This is a genomic window from Bradyrhizobium sp. GW821-FHT13H06, assembly GCF_058803975.1.
Window position 1 is genome coordinate 1 of record NZ_JBXAPN010000001.1, and the last position, 24,839, is coordinate 24,839.

General features: G+C 65.8%; 26 protein-coding genes and 1 pseudogene. 16 read left to right on the forward strand and 11 right to left on the reverse strand.

What is annotated here, in order from left to right:
• Both AC1RQP_RS00005 and AC1RQP_RS00010 read right to left on the reverse strand, forming a co-directional pair.
• Positions 1 to 235 (reverse strand): annotated as a pseudogene (locus tag AC1RQP_RS00005) (hypothetical protein); the annotation flags it as partial.
• Between the two features lie 649 nt (positions 236 to 884).
• Positions 885 to 1,640: an SDR family NAD(P)-dependent oxidoreductase gene (locus tag AC1RQP_RS00010; RefSeq protein WP_239623931.1), complete on the reverse strand. Its 756-nt coding sequence runs from the start codon at positions 1,638 to 1,640 to the stop codon at positions 885 to 887.
• A 214-nt stretch (positions 1,641 to 1,854) separates the two neighbouring features.
• On the opposite strand from AC1RQP_RS00010, the gene AC1RQP_RS00015 reads away from it, so the two are divergent.
• Complete coding sequence (locus AC1RQP_RS00015) at positions 1,855 to 2,748, forward strand: AraC family transcriptional regulator (RefSeq protein WP_492935504.1); 894 nt, start codon at positions 1,855 to 1,857, stop codon at positions 2,746 to 2,748.
• 66 nt (positions 2,749 to 2,814) lie between these two features.
• On the opposite strand, the gene chrA is transcribed toward AC1RQP_RS00015, so the two are convergent.
• Both chrA and AC1RQP_RS00025 read right to left on the reverse strand, forming a co-directional pair.
• Complete coding sequence (chrA, locus tag AC1RQP_RS00020; RefSeq protein WP_492935505.1) at positions 2,815 to 4,200, reverse strand: chromate efflux transporter; 1,386 nt, start codon at positions 4,198 to 4,200, stop codon at positions 2,815 to 2,817.
• On the reverse strand, positions 4,201 to 5,019 hold the full coding sequence (locus tag AC1RQP_RS00025) for a chromate resistance protein ChrB domain-containing protein (RefSeq protein ID WP_492935506.1): 819 nt from the start codon (positions 5,017 to 5,019) through the stop codon (positions 4,201 to 4,203). It abuts the gene before it with no gap.
• Between the two features lie 196 nt (positions 5,020 to 5,215).
• On the opposite strand from AC1RQP_RS00025, the gene dmeF reads away from it, so the two are divergent.
• Positions 5,216 to 6,175 carry a CDF family Co(II)/Ni(II) efflux transporter DmeF gene (dmeF, locus tag AC1RQP_RS00030; RefSeq protein ID WP_492935507.1) on the forward strand — a complete coding sequence of 320 codons (960 nt, stop codon included), beginning with the start codon at positions 5,216 to 5,218 and terminating at the stop codon, positions 6,173 to 6,175.
• Between the two features lie 99 nt (positions 6,176 to 6,274).
• Entirely contained in the window at positions 6,275 to 7,153 is an 879-nt protein-coding gene (locus AC1RQP_RS00035) for a DMT family transporter (RefSeq protein WP_492935508.1), read from the forward strand.
• Here AC1RQP_RS00035 and AC1RQP_RS00040 read toward each other — a convergent pair.
• Positions 7,150 to 7,341 carry a hypothetical protein gene (locus AC1RQP_RS00040; RefSeq protein WP_028179050.1) on the reverse strand — a complete coding sequence of 64 codons (192 nt, stop codon included), beginning with the start codon at positions 7,339 to 7,341 and terminating at the stop codon, positions 7,150 to 7,152. The genes AC1RQP_RS00035 and AC1RQP_RS00040 overlap by 4 nt on opposite strands.
• Before the next feature lie 31 nt (positions 7,342 to 7,372).
• Positions 7,373 to 8,530 (reverse strand): MFS transporter, encoded by a 1,158-nt coding sequence (locus AC1RQP_RS00045; RefSeq protein WP_492935509.1) that lies wholly within the window; start codon positions 8,528 to 8,530, stop codon positions 7,373 to 7,375.
• 171 nt (positions 8,531 to 8,701) lie between these two features.
• Here AC1RQP_RS00045 and AC1RQP_RS00050 point away from each other — a divergent pair, with 171 nt between their 5' ends.
• Positions 8,702 to 9,961, forward strand: a complete 1,260-nt coding sequence (locus tag AC1RQP_RS00050) for an adenylate/guanylate cyclase domain-containing protein (protein WP_239623922.1) — start codon at positions 8,702 to 8,704, stop codon at positions 9,959 to 9,961.
• Between the two features lie 114 nt (positions 9,962 to 10,075).
• Here AC1RQP_RS00050 and AC1RQP_RS00055 read toward each other — a convergent pair whose 3' ends face one another.
• Positions 10,076 to 11,320: an MFS transporter gene (locus AC1RQP_RS00055; protein ID WP_492935510.1), complete on the reverse strand. Its 1,245-nt coding sequence runs from the start codon at positions 11,318 to 11,320 to the stop codon at positions 10,076 to 10,078.
• 169 nt (positions 11,321 to 11,489) lie between these two features.
• On the opposite strand from AC1RQP_RS00055, the gene AC1RQP_RS00060 reads away from it, so the two are divergent.
• Positions 11,490 to 12,842, forward strand: a complete 1,353-nt coding sequence (locus AC1RQP_RS00060) for an Nramp family divalent metal transporter (protein WP_492935511.1) — start codon at positions 11,490 to 11,492, stop codon at positions 12,840 to 12,842.
• 6 nt (positions 12,843 to 12,848) lie between these two features.
• Here the strand turns inward: AC1RQP_RS00060 and AC1RQP_RS00065 are convergent, their stop codons facing one another.
• The 4 genes from AC1RQP_RS00065 to hemB form a co-directional block, all read right to left on the reverse strand.
• Positions 12,849 to 13,196 (reverse strand): hypothetical protein, encoded by a 348-nt coding sequence (locus AC1RQP_RS00065; protein ID WP_492935512.1) that lies wholly within the window; start codon positions 13,194 to 13,196, stop codon positions 12,849 to 12,851.
• Positions 13,197 to 13,261: 65 nt separating this feature from the next.
• Entirely contained in the window at positions 13,262 to 14,038 is a 777-nt protein-coding gene (locus AC1RQP_RS00070) for an arginyltransferase (protein WP_239623918.1), read from the reverse strand.
• A 119-nt stretch (positions 14,039 to 14,157) separates the two neighbouring features.
• Positions 14,158 to 14,700 carry an RDD family protein gene (locus AC1RQP_RS00075; protein WP_028179044.1) on the reverse strand — a complete coding sequence of 181 codons (543 nt, stop codon included), beginning with the start codon at positions 14,698 to 14,700 and terminating at the stop codon, positions 14,158 to 14,160.
• 296 nt (positions 14,701 to 14,996) lie between these two features.
• A complete protein-coding gene (hemB, locus tag AC1RQP_RS00080) occupies positions 14,997 to 16,058 on the reverse strand; it encodes a porphobilinogen synthase (protein WP_492935513.1) in 1,062 nt (353 codons plus the stop codon).
• Positions 16,059 to 16,180: 122 nt separating this feature from the next.
• On the opposite strand from hemB, the gene AC1RQP_RS00085 reads away from it, so the two are divergent.
• The 11 genes from AC1RQP_RS00085 (at position 16,181) to thiL (ending at position 24,564) form a co-directional block, all read left to right on the forward strand.
• Complete coding sequence (locus AC1RQP_RS00085; RefSeq protein ID WP_035674874.1) at positions 16,181 to 16,684, forward strand: DUF6163 family protein; 504 nt, start codon at positions 16,181 to 16,183, stop codon at positions 16,682 to 16,684.
• Between the two features lie 503 nt (positions 16,685 to 17,187).
• Positions 17,188 to 17,706, forward strand: a complete 519-nt coding sequence (gene ldtR, locus AC1RQP_RS00090) for a transcriptional regulator LdtR (protein ID WP_025036696.1) — start codon at positions 17,188 to 17,190, stop codon at positions 17,704 to 17,706.
• Between the two features lie 200 nt (positions 17,707 to 17,906).
• A complete protein-coding gene (locus AC1RQP_RS00095) occupies positions 17,907 to 18,143 on the forward strand; it encodes a hypothetical protein (RefSeq protein WP_492936349.1) in 237 nt (78 codons plus the stop codon).
• A 37-nt stretch (positions 18,144 to 18,180) separates the two neighbouring features.
• The gene (locus AC1RQP_RS00100) at positions 18,181 to 18,402 is read left to right on the forward strand and encodes a hypothetical protein (protein ID WP_492935514.1); all 222 of its coding nucleotides are present in this window, start codon (positions 18,181 to 18,183) and stop codon (positions 18,400 to 18,402) included.
• 266 nt (positions 18,403 to 18,668) lie between these two features.
• Positions 18,669 to 19,967 carry a serine hydroxymethyltransferase gene (gene glyA / locus AC1RQP_RS00105; protein WP_028179041.1) on the forward strand — a complete coding sequence of 433 codons (1,299 nt, stop codon included), beginning with the start codon at positions 18,669 to 18,671 and terminating at the stop codon, positions 19,965 to 19,967.
• A gap of 15 nt (positions 19,968 to 19,982) precedes the next feature.
• Positions 19,983 to 20,465, forward strand: coding sequence for a transcriptional regulator NrdR (gene nrdR / locus AC1RQP_RS00110; RefSeq protein WP_011087793.1), 483 nt, complete (start codon positions 19,983 to 19,985; stop codon positions 20,463 to 20,465).
• Positions 20,462 to 21,610, forward strand: coding sequence for a bifunctional diaminohydroxyphosphoribosylaminopyrimidine deaminase/5-amino-6-(5-phosphoribosylamino)uracil reductase RibD (gene ribD / locus AC1RQP_RS00115; RefSeq protein ID WP_239623915.1), 1,149 nt, complete (start codon positions 20,462 to 20,464; stop codon positions 21,608 to 21,610). Before nrdR ends, ribD begins: the two co-directional genes overlap by 4 nt.
• The gene (locus tag AC1RQP_RS00120; protein ID WP_239623914.1) at positions 21,610 to 22,233 is read left to right on the forward strand and encodes a riboflavin synthase; all 624 of its coding nucleotides are present in this window, start codon (positions 21,610 to 21,612) and stop codon (positions 22,231 to 22,233) included. Before ribD ends, AC1RQP_RS00120 begins: the two co-directional genes overlap by 1 nt.
• Positions 22,234 to 22,414: 181 nt before the next feature.
• A complete protein-coding gene (gene ribH, locus AC1RQP_RS00125) occupies positions 22,415 to 22,906 on the forward strand; it encodes a 6,7-dimethyl-8-ribityllumazine synthase (protein WP_492935515.1) in 492 nt (163 codons plus the stop codon).
• Positions 22,907 to 22,910: 4 nt separating this feature from the next.
• Positions 22,911 to 23,408 (forward strand): transcription antitermination factor NusB, encoded by a 498-nt coding sequence (nusB, locus tag AC1RQP_RS00130; protein ID WP_194393592.1) that lies wholly within the window; start codon positions 22,911 to 22,913, stop codon positions 23,406 to 23,408.
• A 154-nt stretch (positions 23,409 to 23,562) separates the two neighbouring features.
• Entirely contained in the window at positions 23,563 to 24,564 is a 1,002-nt protein-coding gene (gene thiL / locus AC1RQP_RS00135) for a thiamine-phosphate kinase (RefSeq protein WP_492935516.1), read from the forward strand.
• Positions 24,565 to 24,839 lie beyond the last annotated feature (275 nt).

The following is a 24,839-nucleotide window of genomic DNA, read 5'->3' on the forward strand; positions in this document are numbered from 1 at the left end:
AATTGAAGGTGGCGATGCCAGCCGGGATGATGCTGACATAGAGGCCCCGGCACTTGCGGTCATAGACCTTGGTGCGCTCGGTGACGCGCTTCTGGCAGATGCGGTCGGTGAGGATGACGCTGGTGCGGGCGGGGCGCTGGGCAACTGCGGATTTGTCCGCAGTTGGTTCCGTGGCGATGGTACGTTTGGCAACTGTCTCATCTGAGACAGTTGACTCGATGATGTCGGTCGTCATGTGCTTTGGCTCCTGCTTGGACTAGGGCCCGGCCCTAGATTTGGCGAAACCCGCAGAAACAGCCCGCGACAAGCCTACGCGAAAAGGGCTTGTTTTGTAGGGTTTTCGTTGTCTCCGCTTGTCTCACAGGAGCTCAAAATATAGTCCACACGACTTCTCCGTCCGCGCACGTCTTCGCTGGGAATCCGAGGGGTGGCGTGTGCTCGCCCTCGAAGCCATGCGAAGACGCTGTCAGCGTCGTGTCGTATGCGCGAAGACGATTGCTCACGGTGTCCCGCCCTGCAATGCCCGTTGCGCCCGACGCCGTCGCGTCCATCGCTGCCCGGCCCGCGGTTCGTGACGATCGCGATCCGCCCCTTGTCTCGGGCCAGGGTGTTTCGTTCATACGATAAATCCGAAATTCGGTAAAGTGGAATATTTTTGATCGGCAGGGCTTGACAGACGGCGTGGTCAAACCGACCTGGCTGTTTTGCCCGACGGGGACCGTGCACCGCATGACGCGCTGTCGTGCGAAATTCCGGTTCCGATCTCTTCACCAACCAATATTTGCGGACACGAAACGGACCCGGGGCCGCATAGAGCTTGGCCGACCAAGGCCGCCGCAAGCTCTTGCAGCGACCCTTGCATGTCGTAAGGCAATGTTCGGCGTTCAGATCATCTGCCCGCCTGATACTTCGATCCGTTGCCCCGTAACCCAGCGATTGTCCTCGCTCAGCAGGCTCGCGACCATCGGACCGATGTCATCCGGGACACCAACGCGGCCCAGCGCAGTCATGGCGGCGAATTGCTTGTTCACGTCGGGATTGTCACGTACCAGGCCACCGCCAAAGTCGGTTTCGATCGCGCCGGGCGCAACGCTGTTGACGCGGATGCCGCGCGGCCCAAGTTCCCTGGCCATGCAGACCGCCATCATGTCGGCGGCGGCTTTCGCCATGGTGTAGACGGCGAAGCCCGGATAGGTGACACGCGTCAAGCCACTGCCGATGGTGACGATCGAGCCACTGTCTGCCATCAGCGGCAACAAGGCCTGGGTGAGGAAGAATACGCCTTTGACATGCAGGTTCATCTGCTGATCGAACTGAGCCTCGGTGGTCTCGCCGAGCGGAGCGAAGAGGCCGTCGCCGGCATTGTGCACGAGGTGGTCGAAGCTCTCGCGAGCAAATGTCTCCTTCAGCGTCTGGCCCAGTCTTCGCGCGAAGGAGGGAAATTTGGCGAGGTCGGCGCTGTCCAACTGAAAGGCCACGGCCCGGCGTCCCAGCGCCTTGATCTCGGAAACGGCACTCTCCGCGAGGTCCGCACGGCTCCGGTATGTGATGATGACATCGCTGCCCTTGCGCGCGATGTTGACGGCCATGTTGCGGCCAAGGCCGCGGCTCGCACCGGTGATGATTGCAATTTTTGCCATGTGATGTCTCCTTCGTTTGACACGGCGAAGGTGGCAGACACCGCAGCATTCGAGTTGCCGGATCCTTGAGCCTTCTTGCCTATTCCTCCAAATGGCCGCGAGCGTCGCTCAGGCGGGGCCGACGCTGCGTTGAACGATCAATTCACATGCCCCAAGTTGAAGCAGTCCGGCCATGTCCGGTTGCCGTGGCCCGCGGCTGGTATAAATTCGCGGAATGACGACGACCTTGCTCGAAACTGTTCGCCGCTATGCGGACTTGCATTCCGACCAAAACGGCACGGCCAGGACGCCGATTCCGGGCCTTACGGCCATACGGGCAGCGACGCGGGGCCAGCTCCAATACGCAATCAACCGACCGCTCGTTGCGCTTATCCTGCAGGGCCGAAAACGCGTGACGATGGGAGCGCATACCTTCGATTTCGGCGCGGGAGAGTCGCTCCTGATCTCGGCGGATGTGCCGACGGTGAGCCAGATTACCCGCGCCAGTGCGCAGCTCCCATATTATTCCCTGGTCGTTGAGCTCGACCCGGCGGTGATCGCGAGCCTGATCGTGGAGATGAACCTTGCTCCCGAGCAGCAAGGCATTCCCGTCCGCGTCGATCCGACCGAATCCGAGGTTGCCGATGCCGCGCTCCGCTTGATGCGGCTGCTCGAGCGTCCGTCATCCTTGCCGGTTCTGCAGTCTCAGTTCGTTCGCGAAATCCACTATTGGCTGCTGGCTGGGCGACACGGCGCGGCGATAAGGGCTCTCGGGGTCGCCGACAGCCACGCGCAACGCATCGCGCGCGCCGTGGCGATCATTCGTTCCGACTATGCAAAGCCGCTGCGTATCGAGCGCCTGGCGGAAGCGGCCGCCATGAGTCCTTCCTCGTTTCACCAGCACTTCCGGGCGATTACATCACTCAGTCCCTTGCAATTTCAGAAGCAGCTGCGGCTCATCGAGGCGCGTCGGATGATGTTGTCGGAGGGCTCTGACGTGAGCAGCGCGGCGTTCGGGGTAGGTTACGAAAGCGTCTCGCAGTTCACGAGAGAATATGGGCGCATGTTCGGGCTGTCGCCTGCCAAGGATATCAAGGCTGCGCTCGGTCAACTGGACACCGCAGCCTGAAGCCGAGCCGGGCCATCGACCACCCGGGACATGCGAGGCGGGATGGGTAGCGGCGATCTCCTCTTCCTAGATCATTCCCGCCAGCCTCAGCGCCACCCCCGCCACGCAGCTCCCCGCCAGCACCGTCAGCATCCCCAGCTTGAAGCGGAAGATCGCGGTCGCCGCCGCGATCGCCAGCACGAGCGCCGGCACGTCAACGCTGGTCAGCACCGGCCTATCGAAGTTCAGCGGGAACGCATGTACCGGCACGGTCTCGCGGAACAGCGTGTGCAGCGCGAACCAGATCGAGAGGTTGAGGATCACGCCGACGACGGCGGCGGTGATCGCGCTGAGCGCGCCGGCAAGGCCAATGTGGCCGCGCAGGCGCTCGATATAGGGGGCGCCGACGAAGATCCAGAGGAAGCACGGGGTGAAGGTGACCCAGGTCGCGAGCAGTCCGCCGAGCGTCGCTGCCAGCATCGGCGACAGGCCGCCGGGATCGCGGTAGGCAGCCATGAAGCCCACGAACTGCAGCACCATGATCAGCGGGCCCGGCGTGGTCTCGGCCATGCCGAGGCCGTCGAGCATCTCGTGCGGCTTCAGCCAGTGATAGTGCTCGACCGCCTGCTGGGCGACGTAGGCCAGCACGGCGTAGGCGCCGCCGAAGGTGACCAGCGCCATCTTCGAGAAGAACAGCGCGATCTGGCTGAACACATTGGCCTGTCCGACGAATAACAGCAGCGCGATCACCGGGACCAGCCAGAGCGCGAGCCACAGTGCGCTGAGGCGGATCGCGCGCGCCGTGCTGGGACGCACGTGCTCGGGCACGGCCTCGCCGAGCATGCTGTCGATCGCGGCGCCGCTGCCGCCAGGACCGTGACCGGCCGGCGCGAACTCCGGACGGCCAGCTCGCGCGCCGGCATAGCCGATGATGGCGGCGGCGATGATGATGATGGGGAAGGGGACCGCGAAGAAGAAGATCGCGACGAAGGCCGCGGCCGCAATCGCGATCATGATGCGGTTCTTCAGCGCGCGCTTGCCGACGCGCACCACGGCCTCGACGACGATGGCGAGCACGGCGGCCTTGAGGCCGAAGAACAGCGCCTCGACGAAGCTGACATTGCCGAAGGCGGCATAGATGTAGCTGAGTCCCATGATGGCGATGATGCCGGGCAGGATGAACAGCCCGCCCGCCATCAGGCCACCGGCGGTGCGATGCATCAGCCAGCCGACATAGGTCGCGAGCTGCTGCGCCTCAGGTCCCGGCAGCAGCATGCAGTAGTTCAGCGCATGCAGGAAACGGCCCTCGGAGATCCACCTCTTCTCCTCGACCAGGATGCGGTGCATCACCGCGATCTGGCCCGCGGGCCCGCCAAAGCTGAGGCAGGCGACGCGGAGCCAGACGCGAAAGGCCTCGTTGAAGCTGACGCCGTGACCGGCGTCAGCTCCTGCTTGAACGTTACGCGTGTCCATCTACGCCTTCACCTTGTTGGTCGGCCAGTTGTGGGTCTCGGCGGTGGCGTCGCGGCACCAGCGGTAGAAGGCGTCGTAGAGCAGCATGCCGGCTTCGAGCTGTTCGAGGTCGTCGTCATACATCCGGGACAACCCGAGCGAGGCTGCGAGCAGGCCCGGTGCCTCCGGCGCCAGATCCGGCCGCGCGGTGTCGGCGCCGCGCACCAGCGTTGCGAGGCGAAGCAAAGCCGGCGTTGCGATCCCGAACTCCTCGATCATCACGTCGAAGGTGCAGAGCTCGCCACGGTGGCTCCAGAACACGTTCTCGATATCGAAGGGGGCCGCGCCGAAGCGTTCGCCGACGCCGACCACCTCCGACGGCGCGACATAGAGGAACACCGCATTGGGATCGACGAAACGGCGGATCAGCCACGGGCAGGCGATGCGATCGACCTTCGGTCGCGCCCGCGTCACCCAGACGGTGCGCCCCTTGGCATCGCGCGGCGGCAGCTTGCGGGCATCGACCAGCGGCAGCCTGGCCGCCTTCCAGCCCTCGAAGCCGCCCTCCAGCGTTTCGGCTTGCACGCCGAGCTGGCGCAGCCAGGCCGCAGTGCCTTGCGCGAGCTTCTCGCCGCGGAAGCAGGAGACGACGGCGCGGCGGCCCGCGAAGGCGCCGCCCCAGTCCGTCACATTGTCGTGGCTGAGCTTGACGGAGCCGGGGATCAGCCGCGGGTCGGCGGCAAAATCCTCCTCGGTGCGCACGTCGATCAGCGCAGGCGCGTTCGCCGTTCCGATCAGCCGTGCCAGTTTGTCAGATGAGATGGTCGTGAATGTTGACATGATGCGTCCTCGCAAGAAACGAACGGGACGCGATGCTTGGGCCTGTCGCCTCGTGGGGAGATCGCTCAAATCCCCATGGCACAGATTACAGCGAAACTAAGTTGCACTGTCAATCCGCGGGACGATTGGACCTTAGAAAATTGGTGCCCGCCGTCTATATTGCGCGCCGACAGACCTGAATCTTCCGGAGAATTCGATGCATTCCCATTCCATCGAGCAATGGACCCATGACCACGCGTTCCTGGGCGAGAAGCACGACGAGAACGAACGCCGCACCTGGTTCGTGGTCGTCCTGACGCTGGTCATGATGGTCGGCGAGATTGTGGCAGGCTCGCTGTTCGGCTCGATGGCGCTCTTGGCCGACGGCTGGCACATGGGCACGCATGTGGCGGCGCTCGGCATTGCCGCCTTCGCCTATCGTTTCGCGCGCCGCCACCTGGGGAATGCGCATTTCACCTTCGGCACCGGCAAGTTCGGGGATCTTGCCGCCTTCGCCAGCGCGATCATCCTGGGCCTGATTGCGGTCGAGATCGCCTATGAGAGCGTGCTGCGGCTGTTCACGCCGGTGCCGATCGTCTATGGCGAAGCCATGGCCGTGGCTGCCCTCGGCTTGTGCGTCAATCTCGCCAGCGTGTGGCTGCTGCGCGATAGCCACGATCATCACCATCACGGTCACGACCATGGCCATGCGCATGACCACGACGATCACGGCCATCATCATCACCACCAGCACCACGACAACAACCTTCGCGCCGCCTATGTCCATGTCATGACCGATGCCGCGACCTCTGTGCTGGCGATCGCAGCGCTCGCCGTCGCCATGTATTCGGGCTGGGTCTGGGCCGATCCGGCGGTGGGCCTGGTCGGCAGCGTCGTGATCGCGAGCTGGGCGTTCGGCCTGATCAAGTCATCGGGGGCGGTGCTCCTCGACGTGCGCGCCGACGAGAAGCTGGAGCGGGTGATCCGGGCCCGCATGGAGGTCGGCGACGATCGCGTGACCGACCTCCATCTCTGGCAGGTCGGCCCCGGCCATTGTGCCGTGCTGCTCTCGGTGGTGTCGGACAAGCCGAAGCAGCCGGCCATCTACAAGCGGCGGCTCGCGGGGCTGAAGGGCCTCAGCCACGTCACGGTCGAGGTCGAGACCTGCCCGCATTGACGGGCCGCGCGAACGGACCTGTCGCGTCGTGCTACTGCCACCAGGCTGGCAGCAGCGATGTGCTAGCGCCACGGAGGAACTCCGTGACGGGAGATGGTGGTGGGCGAGTGGGCCGGGGTTGCGATCGCGCTGGCGTCGAGCAGCTTCGGCGGGACCGCTGCGGCCATTACGCGCTATCTCGTCGACGGCGCCGATCCCATCCTGCTCGCGATCCTGCGCTGGGGGATCGGCTTTCTCTGCTTGTTGCCTTGCGCGCTTCTGCTCGGCGTGCGGTGGCCGCAACGGCCCGACTGGCCGGTGGTGATGCTGCTTGGCATCTGCTTCTTCGGCCTGTTCTTCATCCTCTATAACATCGCGGTCTCCTACACGACCGCCGCGCGCGCCAGTCTCGCGCTGGCGACGTTGCCGCTCCACACCATGATGGTCGGCGCGCTGCTCGGCGTGGAGCGCCTGTCCGCGCGGAAGGTCACGGGCGTCGGCATCGCCGTGCTCGGCGTGGCGGCGGCGCTTGCCACAGGCCTCGCGCAGAGCCCGCCCGGCGCCTGGCGCGGCGAGTTGATCATGACCGGCGCCGTGTTCTGCATGGCGTTCTACAACGTGTTGTCGCGTCCGCTGATGCAGCGCTCCAGCGCGCTCGGCTTTCTCACCGTCGGCATGGGCGCGGGTGCCGTGGTGCTGGTGCTCGCGGGTCTGGTGAACGGCAGCTTTGCGGCGCTCTCGCACTTCACGGCGGCGCAGTGGATTGCCGGCGTCTATCTGGGCATTGGCGGCGGCGCGCTCGCCTTCATCCTCTGGGTCATGGCGCTGGCGCGGGCGACGCCGACCCGGGTCGCCAATACGATGACGGTCAATCCGATCGCCGCCGCCCTGCTGGCGGTGCTGCTGATCGGCGAGCCGATCACGGCAAATCTCCTGGTCGGGCTGGTCGCGGTGTTCGCCGGTATCTGGATTGCGACCAGCGAGGCAAAGGCGGCCTAGCTCCGCGGCGCGGTCACCGGCGGCGGGCTCGCTTCGGGGGTCTTCTTTGGCTTCAGCGTGCCGGCATAGAACGAGAGCAGCCACACCAGGAGGACGGCGAGGAGGTAGACGCCCCAGGCCTGCGGCGGCGTGGTCGCCCAGCGCAGGAGGCCTTTGAATGTGCGGGGCGGGCCGGCATCGTCGCTCATGGCTCGCTTCTGCGCGAAAGCGGCTGCGCCGTCAATCCGGCGGCCGCTCGGGGCGGATCAGGAACAGCGCCACGAGCGCCGAAAGGCTGAGCGCAGACGAGACGATCAGCACCTTGGCGCCCATGAGGTCGATCAGCAGGCCGAAGGCGAGCGGCGCCACCGCCTGCGCCATCCGTGCCGGGGCGCCGATGATGCCGAGACGATAGCCAAAATCCTTTGGGCCGAAGATCGACAGCGGCAACGTGCCGCGCGCGATCGTCAAGATGCCGTTGCCGGAGCCGTGGAACAGCGCGAACGCGCTTGCCGCGGCGCCGCCGAAGATCGCAACGATCACCGCTCCGAGAGGGTGGGTGACGCAGGCGAGGCGCGTCGACCACAGCGGATGGAAGCGGCTGAGGAAGCCGGCCTCGAGCATGCGCGCCCCGACTTGCGCCGGGCCGATCAGTGCGCCGGCCGCGATCGCCTCGGCCGGCGTCGCCCCTGTCGCCTCCAGGATCCGCGGGAAATGCGCGGCCATCGCGCCGGTGACGGTCCAGACCGCGGCAAAGATGAAGGCCAGCAGGAGCATGGTGCGGTCGAGCGGCAAATGCGGCTTCTCGGCCGTGGCCGCGGCCTGCTTCGCGCCCTTGATCGCCGGCAGCATGAAGAAATTGAGCGGCAGGCCGATCAGGACGTTGGCGGCGGCCCACGCAAAACAGGTGTCGCGCCAGCCGATATGGGCGATGCCCCAGGCGGTGAGCGGCCAGCCGACGGTGGAGGCGAAGCCCGCCATCAGCGTGATGCCGGTGATGGGCCGGCGTGCCTCGGTGCCGTAGATGCGGCCGAGCGCTGCGAAGGCGGCGTCATAGAGCCCCATCGCCATGCCGATGCCGAGCACGAGCCAGGCGATCGCCATCACCGCGATCGATTGCGAGAACCCAAGGAGCACGAGGCCGGCGGCGATGATCAGGTTCGAGGCCGACAGCACCTGACGGCCGCCGACGAGATCGATCTGCCGTCCGATGCGTGGGCCGAGCAGGGCCGAGATCACCAGCGCGGCCGAAAACGCGCCGAAGATCCAGTTGGAGGAGACGCCGAGGTCGTGTGCCATGGGATCGGCGAGCAGCGCCGGCACATAATAGCTCGAGGCCCAGGCCAGGGTCTGCGTGGTGCCGAGCGCCAGGATGATCGGAAGCTGGCGCTGGGTCATCCGCGCGGGCTTCCGATTTCGGCCGACGAGGTCATCATCGCCGACATTTGCCGTTCGCGCGGCGAGGGCGTCAACCGGCGCTGCGACATATTCGACCTGCAGGGGACGGGAGCCTGGTGCTTACGCGTGTCTGCGCCTTTCGCTCGTCACGAATGCACGCCATAATGGCGCATGCAATTGACCTCCCGCCTTGGGCTGATGAACTGGCTGACCGGCCAGGGGCTGACGGGCCTGCCCGAGAACGAGTTGCTCCGCGGCTTCTGCGAGCGCTGCTGCGCCGAGGGGCTGGAACTGTCGCGCGGGCTCGTCGTCATCGACACGCTGCATCCGATCTATGAGGGTCGTGGCTTCCGCTGGAGCGACCGTCCCAGCAACGAGAGCGATGCGTTCGAATACGGCTCGACCGCCGACGGCGATGCGGCCAGGAGCTGGCGCCGCTCGGTGTTCTTCCACATGCTCGAGAATGGCCACGACGAGATGGTGATCGATCTCGCGGAGGCGCCGTCGATGGATTTCTCGCAGATCGGCGAGCTCGCGGAAAAGGGCCACAAGCACTATCTCGCCTTCGTGCATCGGTTCGGCGAGAATGGTGCGCTCGGCCTGATGGATTGCCTCTATTCCTGCTGGACCACCCGCCGCGAGGGCGGTTTCTCCGGACTGGAGCTGGAGGCGCTGCGCGATCTCGTGCCGGTGCTGGGTCTCGCGATCAAGTCGGCACAGCAGGTCGACATCGTGCGCACGCTCGGCCGGGTCTATCTCGGCCGCGATGCCTCCGAACAGGTTCTGCGCGGACGCATCTCCCGCGGCGTGACCGAGCGCATCAACGCGGTGCTGTGGTATTCGGACCTGCGCGGCTCGACCGGGATCAGCGAGAGCATCGGCCCCGACGAGATCATTCCGTTCCTCAACGACTATGCACAGACGGTGATCGACGCGATCCACCACGCCGGCGGCGACGTGCTGAAGCTGATCGGCGACGGCGTGCTTGCGATGTTCTGGGGCGAGGATATGGCGGATGCGCGGCGGGCCGCGCTGCGGGCCGAGCACCTGTTCCGCAAGAATGTCGCTGCGCTGAACAAGCGGCGGGCGGCGGAGGGCCGTCCGACCACGTCGGCCTATGTCGGCCTGCATGTCGGCGAGGTCTTTTACGGCAATATCGGCAGCGAGGACCGGCTCGATTTCACCGTGGTCGGCCCGACCGTCAACGAGGTCAGCCGCATCGCCTCGATGAGCCGGTCGGTCGACCGCGAGCTGCTGGCCTCATCCGAGTTCTATGGTGGCCTCGATGCCGCCGGCCGGCGCTATCTCGTCTCCACCGGCCGCTACGCCCTGCGCGGCATCGGACGCGCGCAGGATCTCTATACGCTCGATCCGGAGGTCGACGCGAACGAGCCGGTCACGGGGAGCTACGAGAGGTATCTTGCGGGTTAGGCCTCGCTGCTTCGACATACTCTGTCATTGCGAGCGCAGCGAAGCAATCCAGCATCTTTCCACGGAGGGATTCTGGATTGCTTCGTCGCTACGCTCCTCGCAATGACGGCGTGGCTAGCATTGCGCCGCCGCTTCGTCCCCCACCATGTCCGGCTGCCGGTCCAGCGTCACTGCCGGTGACAGCAGGATCACCAGCGCCTGCAGGCCGAAGACGGCGGCGGCGAGATAGAGGCACGCTTCCGCGCTCCAGACGCCGCCGACGATCGCGCCCAGCGCCGAGCCGAGCGGACGGGCGCCATAGCTCATGATGTTGATGGCGGAGACGCGTCCCAGGAGGCGCGGCGGCGTCACCGACTGGCGCAGCGTCGTGGTCGAGATCACCCACAGGATCGGACCGACGCCGAGCAGGAAGAAGCTCAAGGCCGCAAGCCACGGCGAGGGCAGCAGCACCGTCAGCGCCATCACCAATGCGGCGACGAAGCCGGTGACGGGGCCGAGTCCGACGACGGTGCCGAATGCAATGCGCTGCATCACGCGCGTGGCGAGGAGCGCGCCGATCACCATGCCGACACCGTACATCGTCAGCACCGCGCCGACACCGGCCGCCGTCAATCCGAGATGACGCACGGCATAGGGCACGAACACGGCGATCTGCAGGAACCAGCCGGTGTTGAAGATGAACTGGGTGATGAACACCGGCCGCAGCAGCGGATGGTGGAACACGAAGGCCGCGCCCTCGCGGATCTCCTGGAACGGATGGCGCCGCGGCGCCGGCCCGCGCGCGGGCTCGTAGATGCCGGAGAGCAGCACGACGGCGATGGCCGAGAGTGCCGCGGCAAAGCCGAAGGCCGGGCTGGCGCCCCACCATCCCACCAGCGCGCCGCCGAGCGCAGGGCCGCTGGCGAAGGCGATGGTGCGTGCGAGCTCGATCCGCGCATTCGCCGCCGGCAACAGCTCCGAGCTCACCAGCGAGGGCACCAGCGCCGGCGCGGCGACGCTGTAGACGACGGTGCCGCACACGGCAGCGAAGCCGAGCAGGGCCAGCAGCGGCAAGTCGAGGGCCCCCAGCGCCAGCAGGAGCACGATGGCGGCGAGCGCGGCGGCCCGCAACGCCTCGGCGCCCGCCATCAGCCGGCGCCGGGAGATGCGGTCCGCGAGCACGCCGGCGGGAATGGCGAACAGGACGAAGGGCAAGGTGAGCGCAGTCTGGAGCAGGCCGGTCTGACCTTCGGCCACTCCGAGCGTCAGCACGGCGACGATGGGCGCAGCGGCGAGCGCGATCTGCTCGGCCGATTGCGCCGCGAGATTCGACCAGGCGAGGCGATTGAAGGTGTCTGGGAGACGAGGGGGCGTTGACATGGCTCATATCCTGCAAAGGCGAATTGGCGCCAATGTCCACCCTGACGACCACCGGACCCACCCGCTTCCCGACAACAGGCGGGGCCGCCAACAGGCTGGGCGTGAACGGTGCGGCTAGATGCAGTTGCAAATGAGTTGCAATAAGAAAGAACTTGGGTATTGTGCCGGCATGGATGCCCTATCGCCTCACCTGAACCCCGATTCCGCCGGCTGGCGTGCCGACGCGCCCACCACCAAGAGCCTCGCTGAGGTCAATGCCACGGTCGCAGTTCCGCGAGCCGGCCATTGGTCACGGCGGCTGCTCGCCTTTGTCGGTCCGGGCTATCTCGTCTCGGTTGGCTACATGGACCCCGGCAATTGGGCGACCGACCTCGCCGGCGGGTCGAAGTTCGGCTACACGCTGCTCTCCGTCATCCTGCTCTCGAACCTGATGGCAATCCTGCTCCAGTCGCTGGCCGCGCGGCTCGGCATCGTCACCGACCGCGACCTCGCGCAGGCCTGCCGCGCCACCTATTCACCGGCAGTGAACTTCCTGCTCTGGATCGCCTGCGAGGCGGCGATCATCGCCTGCGATCTCGCCGAGGTGATCGGCACCGCGATCGCGCTGAAACTGCTGTTCGGCATTCCCCTGATCGGCGGCGCATTGCTCGCCGCGCTTGACGCCTTCCTGCTGCTGCTCCTGATGAACCGCGGCTTCCGTTTCCTGGAAGCCTTCGTCATCGCGCTGCTGGCGGTGATCGCGGTCTGCTTCGCGATCCAGATCGTGGCTGCGGCGCCGCCGGTGGCGGAGGTCCTGCGCGGCTTCGTGCCGAAGAGCGAGATCTTCACCAACTCCGACATGCTCTACATCGCGATCGGCATCATCGGCGCGACCGTGATGCCGCATAATCTCTACCTGCACTCCTCGATCGTGCAGACGCGTGCCTACGAGCGCGACGACACCGGCCGCCGCGAGGCGATCAAATGGGCGACGACGGACTCCACCATCGCCCTGATGCTGGCGCTGTTCATCAACGCCGCCATCCTCGTCGTCGCTGCCGCGACCTTCCACAAGAGCGGCCATTCCGACGTCGCCGAGATCGGTCAGGCCTTCGAGCTCTTGTCGCCGCTGCTCGGCCTCGGCATCGCCTCGACGCTGTTCGCGGTGGCGCTGCTTGCCTCCGGCCTCAACTCGACGGTGACGGCGACGCTCGCCGGCCAGATCGTGATGGAGGGCTTTCTCGACCTGCGCCTGCCGAGCTGGGCGCGCCGCCTGCTGACGCGCGGCATCGCCATCATTCCCGTGATCATCGTCACGGCGATCTATGGCGAGCGCGGCACGGCGGATCTGCTGGTGTTCAGCCAGGTCGTGCTGTCGATGCAGCTGCCTTTCGCCGTGATCCCTTTGGTGCGCTTCGTCTCCGACCGCCGCAAGATGGGTCAGTTCGCGATACCCAAGTCCGTCGCCGCGATCGCCTGGATCGTGGCGGGTGTCATTGTGGTTTTGAATCTGAAGCTGCTCGCCGATACGCTGTTCGGGTGAGAGGGATCACTGCCCGAGGCGACGTCGCGGCGCGTAGGGGCTGAGCGGATTGACGTCGAGATCGACGTCTTTCACACATTGCTGACGTTCGCGGTGAATTGAGCCCGCGTGCCACTCTCCTGCGCGAAGCTCGACCTTTCTCATCTCTGCGATCTTTAGGCATTTCCACTCGCCTGTGCGGGGAAGCCCCTTGCTGGAGCCACCAGCGAACTGGAAGGCGAGCGTGTATTCCTCGCCGTTCGTGTGCCCCAGCAATGCCGGGCAGATCGCGCGCCGGTAACCCTGATAGAGACAGTGGACCTGTTGTCGTTCGATGATCGCGCGTGCGATCAAATCGTAGGTTTGGCTCGCCAAGGATACCTCCGTATCCACTCGCCCTCTACGGTCTTGGGACGACGCAAGCGAGACGGCTGTGCTCGTCAATCCTGCGGCTCGGATGCCACGTCGCCCTGCGCGTCGATGCGCAGCCAGCCTGAGGGGGCGAGGCGCTGCTGCGGCAGGAAGCGGGCCTTGTAGTCCATCTTCTTGGAGCCTTCGATCCAGTAGCCGAGATAGACGTAAGGCAGGCCTTGGCGGCGGGCGCGCGCGATGTGGTCGAGGATCATGAAGGTGCCCATCGAGCGGCTGACCTGGTTCGGCTCGAAGAACGAATAGACCATCGATAGGCCGTCGCTGAGCACGTCGGTGAGGGCGACCGCGATCAGTTCCTCGCCGCGGCCGGTGAGGCCGCTGTCGGGGCCGCGCTTGCGGTACTCGATGATGCGGGTCTCGACGTGGCTGTCCTCGACCATCATGGCGTAGTCGAGCACGGTCATGTCGGCCATGCCGCCGTGGCGGTGGCGGGCGTCGAGATAGGCGCGGAACACCGAATATTGCTCGGAGGTGGGCACTGCGCTGCGCTGCTCGCCGATGATGTCGGCGTTGCGCGCCATCACCTTCCGGAAGTTGCGGGAGGGCCGGAACTCGTTGGCGATCACCCGGACCGAGACGCAGGCGCGGCACTGGTCGCAGGCCGGCCGGTAGGCGATCGACTGGCTGCGGCGGAAGCCGCCGTGGGTCAGGAGGTCGTTGAGGTCGCCGGCGCGGTCGCCGACGAGGTGCGTGAACACCTTGCGCTCATGCCGGCCGGGCAAATAGGGGCATGGCGAGGGCGCCGTGAGGTAAAATTGGGGGGTGTCGCGCGAGTGCTGGGTCAAGGGACGTCGTGGGCCTCCGAACTGAGCATCAGCATCGCGCTACGAAAGCCCCTGGTCAATCGGTCTGCTCGGCAGGTCAGATCACTCAGCTTAGTCGGTCCTGGTTGATAGGTTCTTGATCAGTACGGTCTTGCCGCCTGAGGCACGGGAGCGCGGACGGAATTGTTGATCACGACCGTGCCCAGCACGAAATCGTGCAGCAGGCGACGGCGGCCGTTGAACAGGCCGACCAGCACCACGAAGGGCGACAGGAACGAGACCGTGATCCAGAACAGCACAGCATGGGTGGCGCCGAGCACGAAGTAGCCGGGCGCGCCGTACCAGGTGCGCAATTCCAGGTCCATGACCCGCATGCCGATCGTCGCCGACGACGGACCGCCGATGCAGGCGCCGTAATAGACGATGGCCCAGATGACGGAGGCCGGCCAGGCGATCCAGAACAGTGCCCAGCCGATGCCGAGGGTGACCACGCCGAACAATGCGATGAAGACGTAGCCGAGGATCACGGGCACCGAGATCACGACCATGTCGATCAGGAACGCGAACACCCGCCGCGTCGCCACGCCGCGGAACAGTTCCGGATGCAGGTAGGGGTCGTAGGCGTGCGGCTGCACCCCGCCGTCATTGCGCCAGACGCCTGAATCACTCGAGTCATACGACATCGTCCGTCCTCCCGGGAGGAAAACCCCTCGTGTCACGACATGGGAGCAGACCATGCCCGTGCCAAGGGCGCGCGGGCGTCAGCAAACCGAAATATTCCGGCGATTCGGGGGCGGGGCCTTGGTGGTGACCGGCGCAGCTATTGCCGCGAATTCCCACTTCTTTCGGCGTTCGCCGGGGCGACGAAGGAGAGGCAGCCGTTGGGTGGGCAAAGGCGCATGAGCGCCGTGCCCATCATCATTCCGCGATTGCTAGCCGGGAGGATGGGCGCGCTTCGCTCTGCCTACGCTGCGATGCCTTAAGCTTGGTTTCGCAGCTTCTCCGCTGCCTTCGGCGCGAAATAGCTCAGCACGCCGTCCGCGCCGGCGCGCTTGAAGGCGAGCAGGCTCTCCATCATGGCACGTTCGCCGTCGAGCCAGCCGTTGTTCGCGGCGGCCGCGATCATCGCGTATTCGCCGGAGACCTGATAGGCGAAGGTCGGCATCGCGAATGTATCCTTCACGCGGCGGATCACGTCGAGATAGGGCATGCCGGGCTTCACCATCACCATGTCGGCGCCCTCGGCGATATCGAGCTCGACCTCGCGCAGCGCCTCGTCGGTGTTGGCGCTGTCCATCTGATAGGTGCGCTTGTCGCCGGTCAGCGTCTTGGCCGAGCCGATGGCGTCGCGGAACGGGCCGTAGAAGGCGGAGGCATATTTGGCCGCATAGGCCATGATCTGCACGTCGAGCAGGCCGTTGCGGTCCAGCCCCTCGCGGATCGCGGCGACGCGGCCGTCCATCATGTCGGAGGGCGCAATGATGTCGCAGCCGGCCTCGGCCTGCACCAGCGCCTGGCGCACCAGCACCGCCACCGTCTCGTCGTTCAGGATCTTGCCGTCGGAAATCAGGCCGTCATGGCCGTGGCTGGTGAATGGATCGAGCGCGACGTCGCAGAGGATGCCGATCTCCGGAAACTCCTTCTTGATCGCGCGCACCGCCTGGCAGACCAAGTTGTCGGGGTTGGTGGCTTCCGAACCTTCCTCGTCGCGCAGGGAGGGGTCGGTGTAGGGAAACAGCGCGATGCAGGGGATGGTCAGCTTCATCGCGCGCTCGGCCTCGCGCACGGCCTGGTCGACGCTGAGGCGGTCGACACCCGGCATCGAGGCGACCTGCTCGCGCTTGTTGTGGCCGTCGATCAGGAACAGCGGCCAGATCAGATCGTCGGTGGTGAGGATGTTCTCGCGCACCATGCGCCGGGCCCACTCGGCCTTGCGGTTACGGCGCGGACGGACGGTCAGATCGAGGGCATGGGGCACTGCCGTGCTATCCCGGCGCGAAACCTCGCGCAATTCGATCGGACGCCCGTATTTGATCGCCATCACTCTTCCTCCGGCTGGAATTATTCTTATACCAGCTCGCACGGTTCCCGTCACCGCGGCTTGACCTGCCGCAAGGGATGGCAGCCGATTGATTTTGCGGGGCGAAGCAGCCAGAAGGGGCCATGTCCGAGATCTCCACCCGCGATGCGGCCCGCGACGGCGCCCAGGCCAGGGACGCCGCCCGAGACAATGCCAGAGAGAGCGCGTTGTCGGTGGCGGCGATCTCGTCGGAGCGCACCCAGTCCGATGACAATGTCTGGACGCGCAGGCTGGTGCTGTTCCTGCGGGTGATGGCGCTGCTCTCGATCCTGAAGGGTCTCTATCACTGGGCCCAAGTGACGGGGTTCGTCGGCGGCGAGGACGAGGCATTCGAGAACCAGTCGATGGCCTGGCAGGCCGCGACCGTCTACTTCGCCGTGATCGAGCTCGTGGCCGCGGTCGGCCTCTGGCTCGCCACGCCCTGGGGCGCGGTGGTGTGGCTCACGACCGTGGTGTCGATGGCCGTGATCGAGCTGATGTTCCCCGGAATCTACGGCGGCAGCCTCGTCGTGGTCGGCGTCGAGGTCTTTATGCTCGCCGCCTATCTCGCGCTCGCCTGGATGGCCGCGCGCGAACGGCCGCCGTAGCGGCGTTTCTCGACGCGCGAGCACTCGTGCCCCGGACGCAGCGCAGCACGTAGTGATGCACTGCTGGGCCGGGGCCCATTTCTCCGTGACCTCACTTGCGACATCCGGATCCCGGTTCTGCGCTCCGCTTCGCGGCGCTGGTCCGGGACCTGAGAGTGTTGCTCTTGGTTGACCGTTGGTTGCGTAAAATTCGACGTAAGTTTTCGCTAACCAGCCGCTTTCGCCACAGCTCTTACGCGCGCGTTTCGAAACGGGGCGGGGCTGTTCTGGAATGCGACAACAGGGGCGGACGGAGGGTGAACAGGACCTTGCGAAGGTCAACAGAGGGTTGCGAAAAGTGCTTGTGGCACAGGCTTAATCCGCAATTCACTGTCTTAAATTCATGATCTCTTTATTCTCTTATTTAAGCCGATCTTCAAACGCGCCCCTTAAGTTGCACCTATCAGGCGGGACACAAGTTTCGTCGAATAAGTGTCGATAAAAACGACAACAGGGGAAGTGTCATGATGAAAGCCGTCGCAACTGCGGCAGATACCGCAGAGCGCGTCTCCGGCCAGCAGGGTTCGGTGCAGTCGCTCTATCTGGAAGCTTTGACTCTGGTGGAGCGGCTGCATCGCCGGCTCCTCGACGTGATCAAGGATGAATTCGATCGTCGCGGCCGTGCGGACATCAACTCGGTCCAGGCGCTCCTGCTCTACAACATCGGCGACAAGGAGCTGACCGCGGGCGAGCTGCGCACGCGCGGTTACTATCTCGGCTCCAACGTCTCCTACAATCTGAAGAAGCTCGTCGAGCTCGGCTTCCTCGATCATCAGCGCTCGCGCGTTGACCGCCGCTCGGTGCGCATCCGCCTGACCCCGCAGGGCCAGGAAGTCCGCCGCATCGTCGATGCGCTCTACCAGAAGCACGTCAAGACGGTGGAGCAGGTCGGCGGCATCTCCGGCGACGAGTTTGCGACCCTCAACAAGTCGCTGCACCGCCTCGAGCGGTTCTGGACCGACCAGATCCTCTATCGCCTCTGAGTTTTCCGAAGGGATCAAGGCCAAGCCGGCCCGCAACAAGACCGGCAGCCTTCCCGAACGTGCCTGACCTCCCCAAGCGCGCCGGCCCGGATTTTCCGGACCGGTGCGTTTTGTGTTCTCGCACCTGCGAAAAAAAGCGCCGGCCGTGAGGAACCAGTTCCGGGCTGGGCGCTTATCTCCTTCGGATCGGAGAGATGTCGATGCTGGTCGAGCGCGGGCTTCGGGCGATGAACGTGGAACTCGTCAGCGAGGCCTATGGCATCGCCGCGAATTACCTTCGCCGTTCCGGCGCGATCCCCGACTCGCTCGTCACTGACGAACGCCTGCTCGGCCTCATCGTCAAGCTTCTCGATCAAGGCGAATTCAACAAGATCAGGCTGGCCAACAAGGCGATTGCCCGGTTCCAGGCGCAGATCGAGGCCAAGGCGGTTGCCTGATCGAAACTCCCAAAATCGCGACCAACCAGAGGATGCCATGGAAGCTGCCATCGACCGCATCATGCAGACTTATGACCTGCTCGCCAACCGCACCGCCGCGGCGAGCGCGGAGGCCCGGGCCAAGGTCACGAACTATCTCAATACGTTGATGGAAGCCGGCGAGAAGGACCCTCACAGGTTGACGGTTTGCGGCCTGACCTATCTGCGCCAGCTCGACGGCAGCGTGGATCCGGTGAAGGCGGGGTATACCGGGCTGTGAAACGCCGCCGGCTCGAGCCGGTGGCTGTTGGCGGAGATGAGGCCCGCAGCGGCCCGTCGAGACAGTGCAGAGGAGTGGTTCCATAGAACCGCTCCCGCGCTCAAAACATCCAATCCGCCACCACATCTTGCATAAATATCAGGCTCGACCCGCAAATGCTTGGCCTGTTGCGGGCGATGTGGTAGATCGCGCTCGCCGCTTCCGATCGCCACACCAGACCCGTCCGTAGCCCGCCACAAGGCTGCGGCGGTGGAGATATTCGCAAGATGACCGCACCCAAAACCGCTTCCGCGCCCGATTCGTTTTTCACCGCCTCGCTCGAGCAGGCCGATCCGGAAATCGCCGCCGCCATCAAGGGCGAGCTCGGCCGGCAGCGCCATGAGGTCGAGCTGATCGCCTCCGAGAACATCGTCAGCCGGGCCGTGCTGGAAGCGCAGGGTTCGGTGATGACCAACAAGTACGCGGAAGGCTATCCGGGGGCGCGCTATTACGGCGGTTGTGAGTGGGTCGACGTCGCCGAGAACCTTGCGATCGATCGCGCCAAGAAGCTGTTCGGCGCCAATTTCGCCAATGTGCAGCCGAACTCCGGCAGCCAGATGAACCAGGCGGTGTTCCTGGCGCTGCTGCAGCCCGGCGACACCTTCATGGGGCTCGATCTCGCGGCCGGCGGCCATCTCACTCACGGCTCGCCCGTCAACATGAGCGGCAAGTGGTTCAAGGCCGCGCACTACACCGTGCGCCGCGAGGACCAGATCATCGACATGGATGCGGTGGCCAAGCAGGCCGAGCAGGTCAAGCCGAAGCTGATCATCGCCGGCGGCTCGGCTTATTCGCGCGCCTGGGACTTCAAGCGTTTCCGCGAGATTGCCGACAGCGTCGGGGCGTACCTCCTGGTCGACATGGCGCATTTCGCCGGGCTCGTCGCCGGCGGTGTGCATGCTTCGCCGGTGCCGTATGCGCACGTCACCACGACGACGACGCACAAATCGCTGCGCGGTCCGCGTGGCGGCCTCATGCTGTGGAATGACGAGACGCTGACCAAGAAGCTCAACTCGGCGATCTTCCCGGGCCTTCAGGGCGGTCCCCTGATGCACGTGATCGCGGCCAAGGCGGTCGCCTTCGGCGAGGCGCTGCGTCCGGACTTCAAGGTCTACGCCAAGAACGTCGTCGAGAACGCCAAGGCCCTGGCAGAGACCCTGAAGGGCCATGGTCTCGATATCGTCTCCGGCGGCACCGACAATCATCTGATGCTGGTCGATCTGCGGCCGAAGGGCCTCAAGGGCAACGTCTCTGAGAAGGCGCTGGTCCGCGCGGCCATCACCTGCAACAAGAACGGCATTCCGTTCGACCCCGAGTCGCCCTTCGTCACGTCGGGCATTCGGCTCGGCACGCCGGCGGCGACCAGCCGTGGCTTCGGCGTGGCCGAATTCCAGCAGGTCGGCGGCATGATCGCCGAGGTCCTCAATGCGATCGCGCAGTCCTCCGACGGCAAGGCGCCGCTGGTGGAAGCTGCGATCAAGGAACGGGTCAAGGCGCTCACCGACCGGTTCCCGATCTACCAGTAAGGCTAGGCCAGGCGGATGCGCTGCCCGAACTGCAACAGTCTGGATACGCAGGTAAAGGACTCGCGTCCGACCGAGGACTCGTCCGTGATCCGCAGGCGGCGCGTGTGCGTCGCCTGCAATTTCCGCTTCACCACCTTCGAGCGCGTGCAGCTGCGCGAGCTCACGGTGATCAAGCGCAACGGCCGCCGCGTGCCGTTCGATCGCGACAAGCTGATGCGATCGGTGCAGATCTCCCTGCGCAAGCGGCAGGTCGAGCCGGAGCGGGTGGAGAAGATGGTCTCCACCATCGTGCGCGAGCTCGAGACCGGGGGCGAAGCCGAGATCTCCTCCGAGGTGATCGGCGAGACCGTGATGGAGCATCTGCGCACGCTCGACGACGTCGCCTATGTGCGCTTCGCTTCGGTCTACCGCAATTTCCGCGAGGCCAAGGATTTCGCCGACGTGCTCGGCGAACTCTCCGGCGAGGAGGAAGCGCGGCTCGCCGCGATCCGCAAATGATCTTCCGCATCCTGGAGGATCAGTTCGCGCAGAAGGCCCGCGAGGCCAAGGACGCTGATCGCCGATTCATGGAGCTGGCGCTCTCGCTGGGCAAGCGCGGGCAGGGGCGGACCTGGCCCAATCCGGCCGTGGGCGCCGTCATCGTCAAGGACGGCGTCATCGTCGGCCGCGGCTGGACGCAGCCCGGAGGACGGCCGCATGGTGAGCCTGAGGCGCTGCGGCGCGCGGGCGAGGCGGCGCGCGGTGCCACGCTCTATGTCACCCTGGAGCCATGCTCGCATTTCGGCAAGTCGCCGCCCTGCGCCGATGCGGTGATCGCAGCGGGCATCAAGCGGGTCGTGGCGGCCATCGAGGATCCCAATCCCGAGGTCGCAGGCCAGGGACATGCGCGTCTGCGCGCCGCCGGCATCAATGTGGATGTGGGTCTTTGCGCGGCGGAGGCTGCCTTCGACCATGCCGGCCATTTCCGCCGCATCCGCGATCACCGCCCGCATGTGATCCTCAAGCTCGCGGTTTCGCCCGACGGCAAGATCGGCGCGGCCGGCGGAAAGCCGCTCGCGATCACGGGTGAAGCCGCGCGCGACCGCGTGCATCTTCTCCGCGCGCGCAGCGATGCGATCCTGGTCGGCATCGGGACGGTGCTGGCGGACGATCCGCTCCTCACCTGCCGCCTGCCGGGCATGGCGGCGCGCTCGCCGGTGCGCGTGGTGCTCGACCAGAGCCTGCGCATTCCCGCATCGAGCCAGCTCGTGCGATCCGCGCGCGAGACGCCGCTCTGGGTGGTGGGGTCCGAGCTCGCCGAGGCTGCCGCCGCCATGCGGCTTGGCGCGGCCGGTGCGCAGCTCATTCGCGTGTCGCCGGGGGGCGCGTCCGGGCTCGATCTTGCGGCCGTGCTGCGCGCGCTCGCCGAGAAAGGGATCACGCGGCTGATGGTCGAGGGCGGCAGCCGTGTCGCCGCGTCCTTCGTTGCGGCCGATCTCGTGGACGAGATCTGGCTGTTCCGCGGGGCGGAAACGGTGGGCAGCGGCGGCGTCGATGCGCTCGATGCATTGCCCCTGTCGAAAATCACGCAGTCGCCGGCCTACAAGGTTCATGCTAGCGAAACCTTCGGCAAGGATACTCTCACCATCTACGAGCGCGCGTAATGTTCACCGGCATTGTCACCGATATCGGCGAGATCGTCAGCTTCACGCCCACGGCGCAGGGGCAGCTGCACCGCCTGCGCATCGCCTGCCGCTACGATCAGAGCACGATTGCCGACGGCGCCTCGATCGCCTGCAACGGCGTCTGCCTGACGGTGGTTGCCTCGGGCGTGGAAGGCGGCAAGGGCTCTGCTCAAAGGACCTGGTTCGACGTCGATACCGCCGCCGAGACGCTGGCGTTGACGACCGCCAAGCACTGGAAGGTGGGGACGAGGCTCAATCTCGAGCGCGCACTGAAGATCGGCGACGAGCTTGGCGGGCACATCGTCGCCGGCCATGCCGATGGCGTCGCGACGCTTCGCAGCCGCGAGGATCTGCCCGACATGGCGCGGTTCGAGCTCTCCACCACGCGGGAGCTGGCGCGGTTCATCGCCACCAAGGGCTCGATCACGCTCGACGGCGTGTCGTTGACGGTCAATACGGTCAAGGACGTGAGCTTTTCGGTGCTGATCATCCCGCACACGCTGACGGTCACGACGATCGGCGACTGGAAGGCGGGGGACGAGGTCAACATCGAGGTCGACCTGATGGCCCGCTACGCGGCGCGGCTGACGGAAATGAAGTGACCGGCAAAGCCGGTCATTCCAGTATGGTCCGAAGGACCAGACCACAGGTGCGCAATTGCGCACCGGGGAATCTCGAGATTCCGGGTTCGCTTCGCGCCCCGGAATGACAGTGTCTTTCAACTTGGCTAACCCGCCGGCGGCGACTACATAACGCGCCGACGACTGTAGAACGGATTGAACGATGGCAGACGCGCGGCGCGCACCCCTGAAGGACCAGACCGACATTTCCGGCGCGCGCGCGCTGATTGTCGAGGCGCGGTTCTATGACGATCTCCAGGACGCGCTTCTGGGTGGCGCGGTGGCCGAGCTGAAGGCGGCCGGCCTGACGCATGACGTGATCACGGTTCCCGGCGCGCTGGAAATCCCGGCCGCGGTCGCCATCGCGGTCGATGCCGCGGCGGCGAACGGCAAGCCCTATGATGCGGTGATCGCGCTCGGCTGCGTGATCCGCGGCGACACCATTCATTTCGAGATCGTGTCGCAGGAATCCTCGCGCGCGCTGATGGACCTCGCAGTGGCGCGAAAGCTGCCGCTCGGCAACGGCATCCTCACCGTCAACACCGAGGCGCAGGCCTGGGCGCGGGCGCGCGCCAGCGAGCTCGACAAGGGCGGCGATGCCGCGCGCGCCGCGCTGGCGATGCTGCGCATCAAGCGCCGCCTGGCGCAGGCCTGAAGCCATGGCCGACAACACCAGAAAGCCGCCGCTCGGAACCGAGAAGAAAGCGAACCGGCGCGGCGCGGCGCGGCTCGCAGCCGTACAGGCGCTGTATCAGATGGATATCGCCGGCGCCGGTATCAACGACATTTTCGCCGAGTTCGAGAGCCATTGGCTCGGCAACGAGGTCGAGGGCGACACTTACCTGCCGGCCGAGGCCGCGTTCTTCCGCGACGTGGTCTCGGGCGTCGTGCGCGACCAGAAGAAGCTCGATCCGCTGATCGACGAGGCGCTGTCGAAGGGCTGGCCCCTGAAGCGGATCGAAGCCATCCTGCGGGCGGTGCTGCGCGCCGGAGCCTATGAGCTCCAGCATCGCAAGGACGTGCCGGGCCGGGTGGTGGTTTCGGAATATGTCGACGTCGCCAATGCCTTCGTCGACCGCGAGGAGACCGGCATGGTCAACGCAGTGCTCGACCAGATCGGCCGGCAGTTCCGTGGCGACGAGTTCGGGCGGGGGTAATTGAGACGACGACTTCCGCCGTAGCCGTCACCCTGAGGTGCCGGAGCGAAGCGGAGGCCTCGAAGGGCGGCGGCGTGCCGCTGAGGTCGCACCTCGGCCGTCCATGCTTCGAAGCTCGCAAGGGCTCGCACCTCAGGATGACGGGTCGGCTATCGTGACACAGGACAGAACACAGCCCTCCGCCGAAGACGCCCTCATCGCGCGGTATTTCAAGCCGCTGGCGACTGACCCCGGCGCGTTCGGGCTGGTCGATGATGCCGCGGTCCTGTCCTCATCCGGCGACGACATCGTCGTTACCACCGATGCCGTCGTCGAGGGCGTGCATTATCTTGCGGACGATCCGCCCGGGACCATCGCGCGCAAGGCGCTGCGGGTGAACCTGTCCGATCTCGCCGCCAAGGGCGCGCTGCCGGCCGGCTTCGTGCTGACGCTGGCGCTGCGCAGCCAGGAGGATGCCTGGCTCCGTCCCTTTGCGGACGCGCTGGGCGAGGACGCGAAGAATTTCGCTTGTCCTCTGCTCGGTGGCGACACGGTGTCGACGCCGGGCCCGCAGATGATTTCGATCACGGCCTTCGGCCGTGTGCCGCGGGGACGGATGATCGGCCGTACCGGCGCAAGGCCGGGCGACCGCATCCTGGTGACGGGCACGATCGGCGATGCCGCGCTCGGCCTCGACGTGCTCAAAGGGGGGCCCGCCGCCGGCGCGCTGATATCCGATCCTGCTGCACGGGATTTTCTAGTCTCACGCTATCGGGTGCCGCAGCCGCGCAACGTGCTGGCGCAAGCGGTGCGCGATCATGCGACCGCAGCAATGGACGTCTCCGACGGCCTCGCTGGCGATCTGGCCAAGCTCTGTGCAGCGTCCGGGGTCTCGGCTTCCGTCGATGCGGCAAGCGTGCCGCTCTCGGCCGCGGCGGCCGGCCTGCTCGCCGGCAAAGTCGTTTGCGTCGAGACGCTGCTTGCGGGGGGCGATGACTACGAGGTGCTGTGCACCGTTCCGCCGGCGCAAAGCGAGGCGCTGATGGCCGCTGGGCGGGCCGAGGGCGTTGCGGTGACCATGATCGGCGCGATCGTGGAGGGGCAGGAGCGGCCGCGCTTCCTGGACGGGCAGGGCCAGGAACTGCTCTTGAGGCGGCTGTCCTACAGCCACTTCTAAGGCGCGATGCGATCAGGATGAATCGTCATCGCGCTTTAGATCACTGTTTGAGCATGACCTTTTCGGAGAAACCGCTGCACGCTTTTCCGGATCATGCTGTAAGAATCGCTCCAAACCGGCATCTTAGTTCTCAGCACTTGGTCCTAAATACCTGCCGAGATCGGCGGTTTCGGCCTTATCCGGCGTTGCACCCTCAATTTGATTTTGGCAAGCTTGCGACCGACTGAGGCCGCCCCTTTTTGGGCAAGGGGGCGGCCTTGTTCGAAATCAAGGCG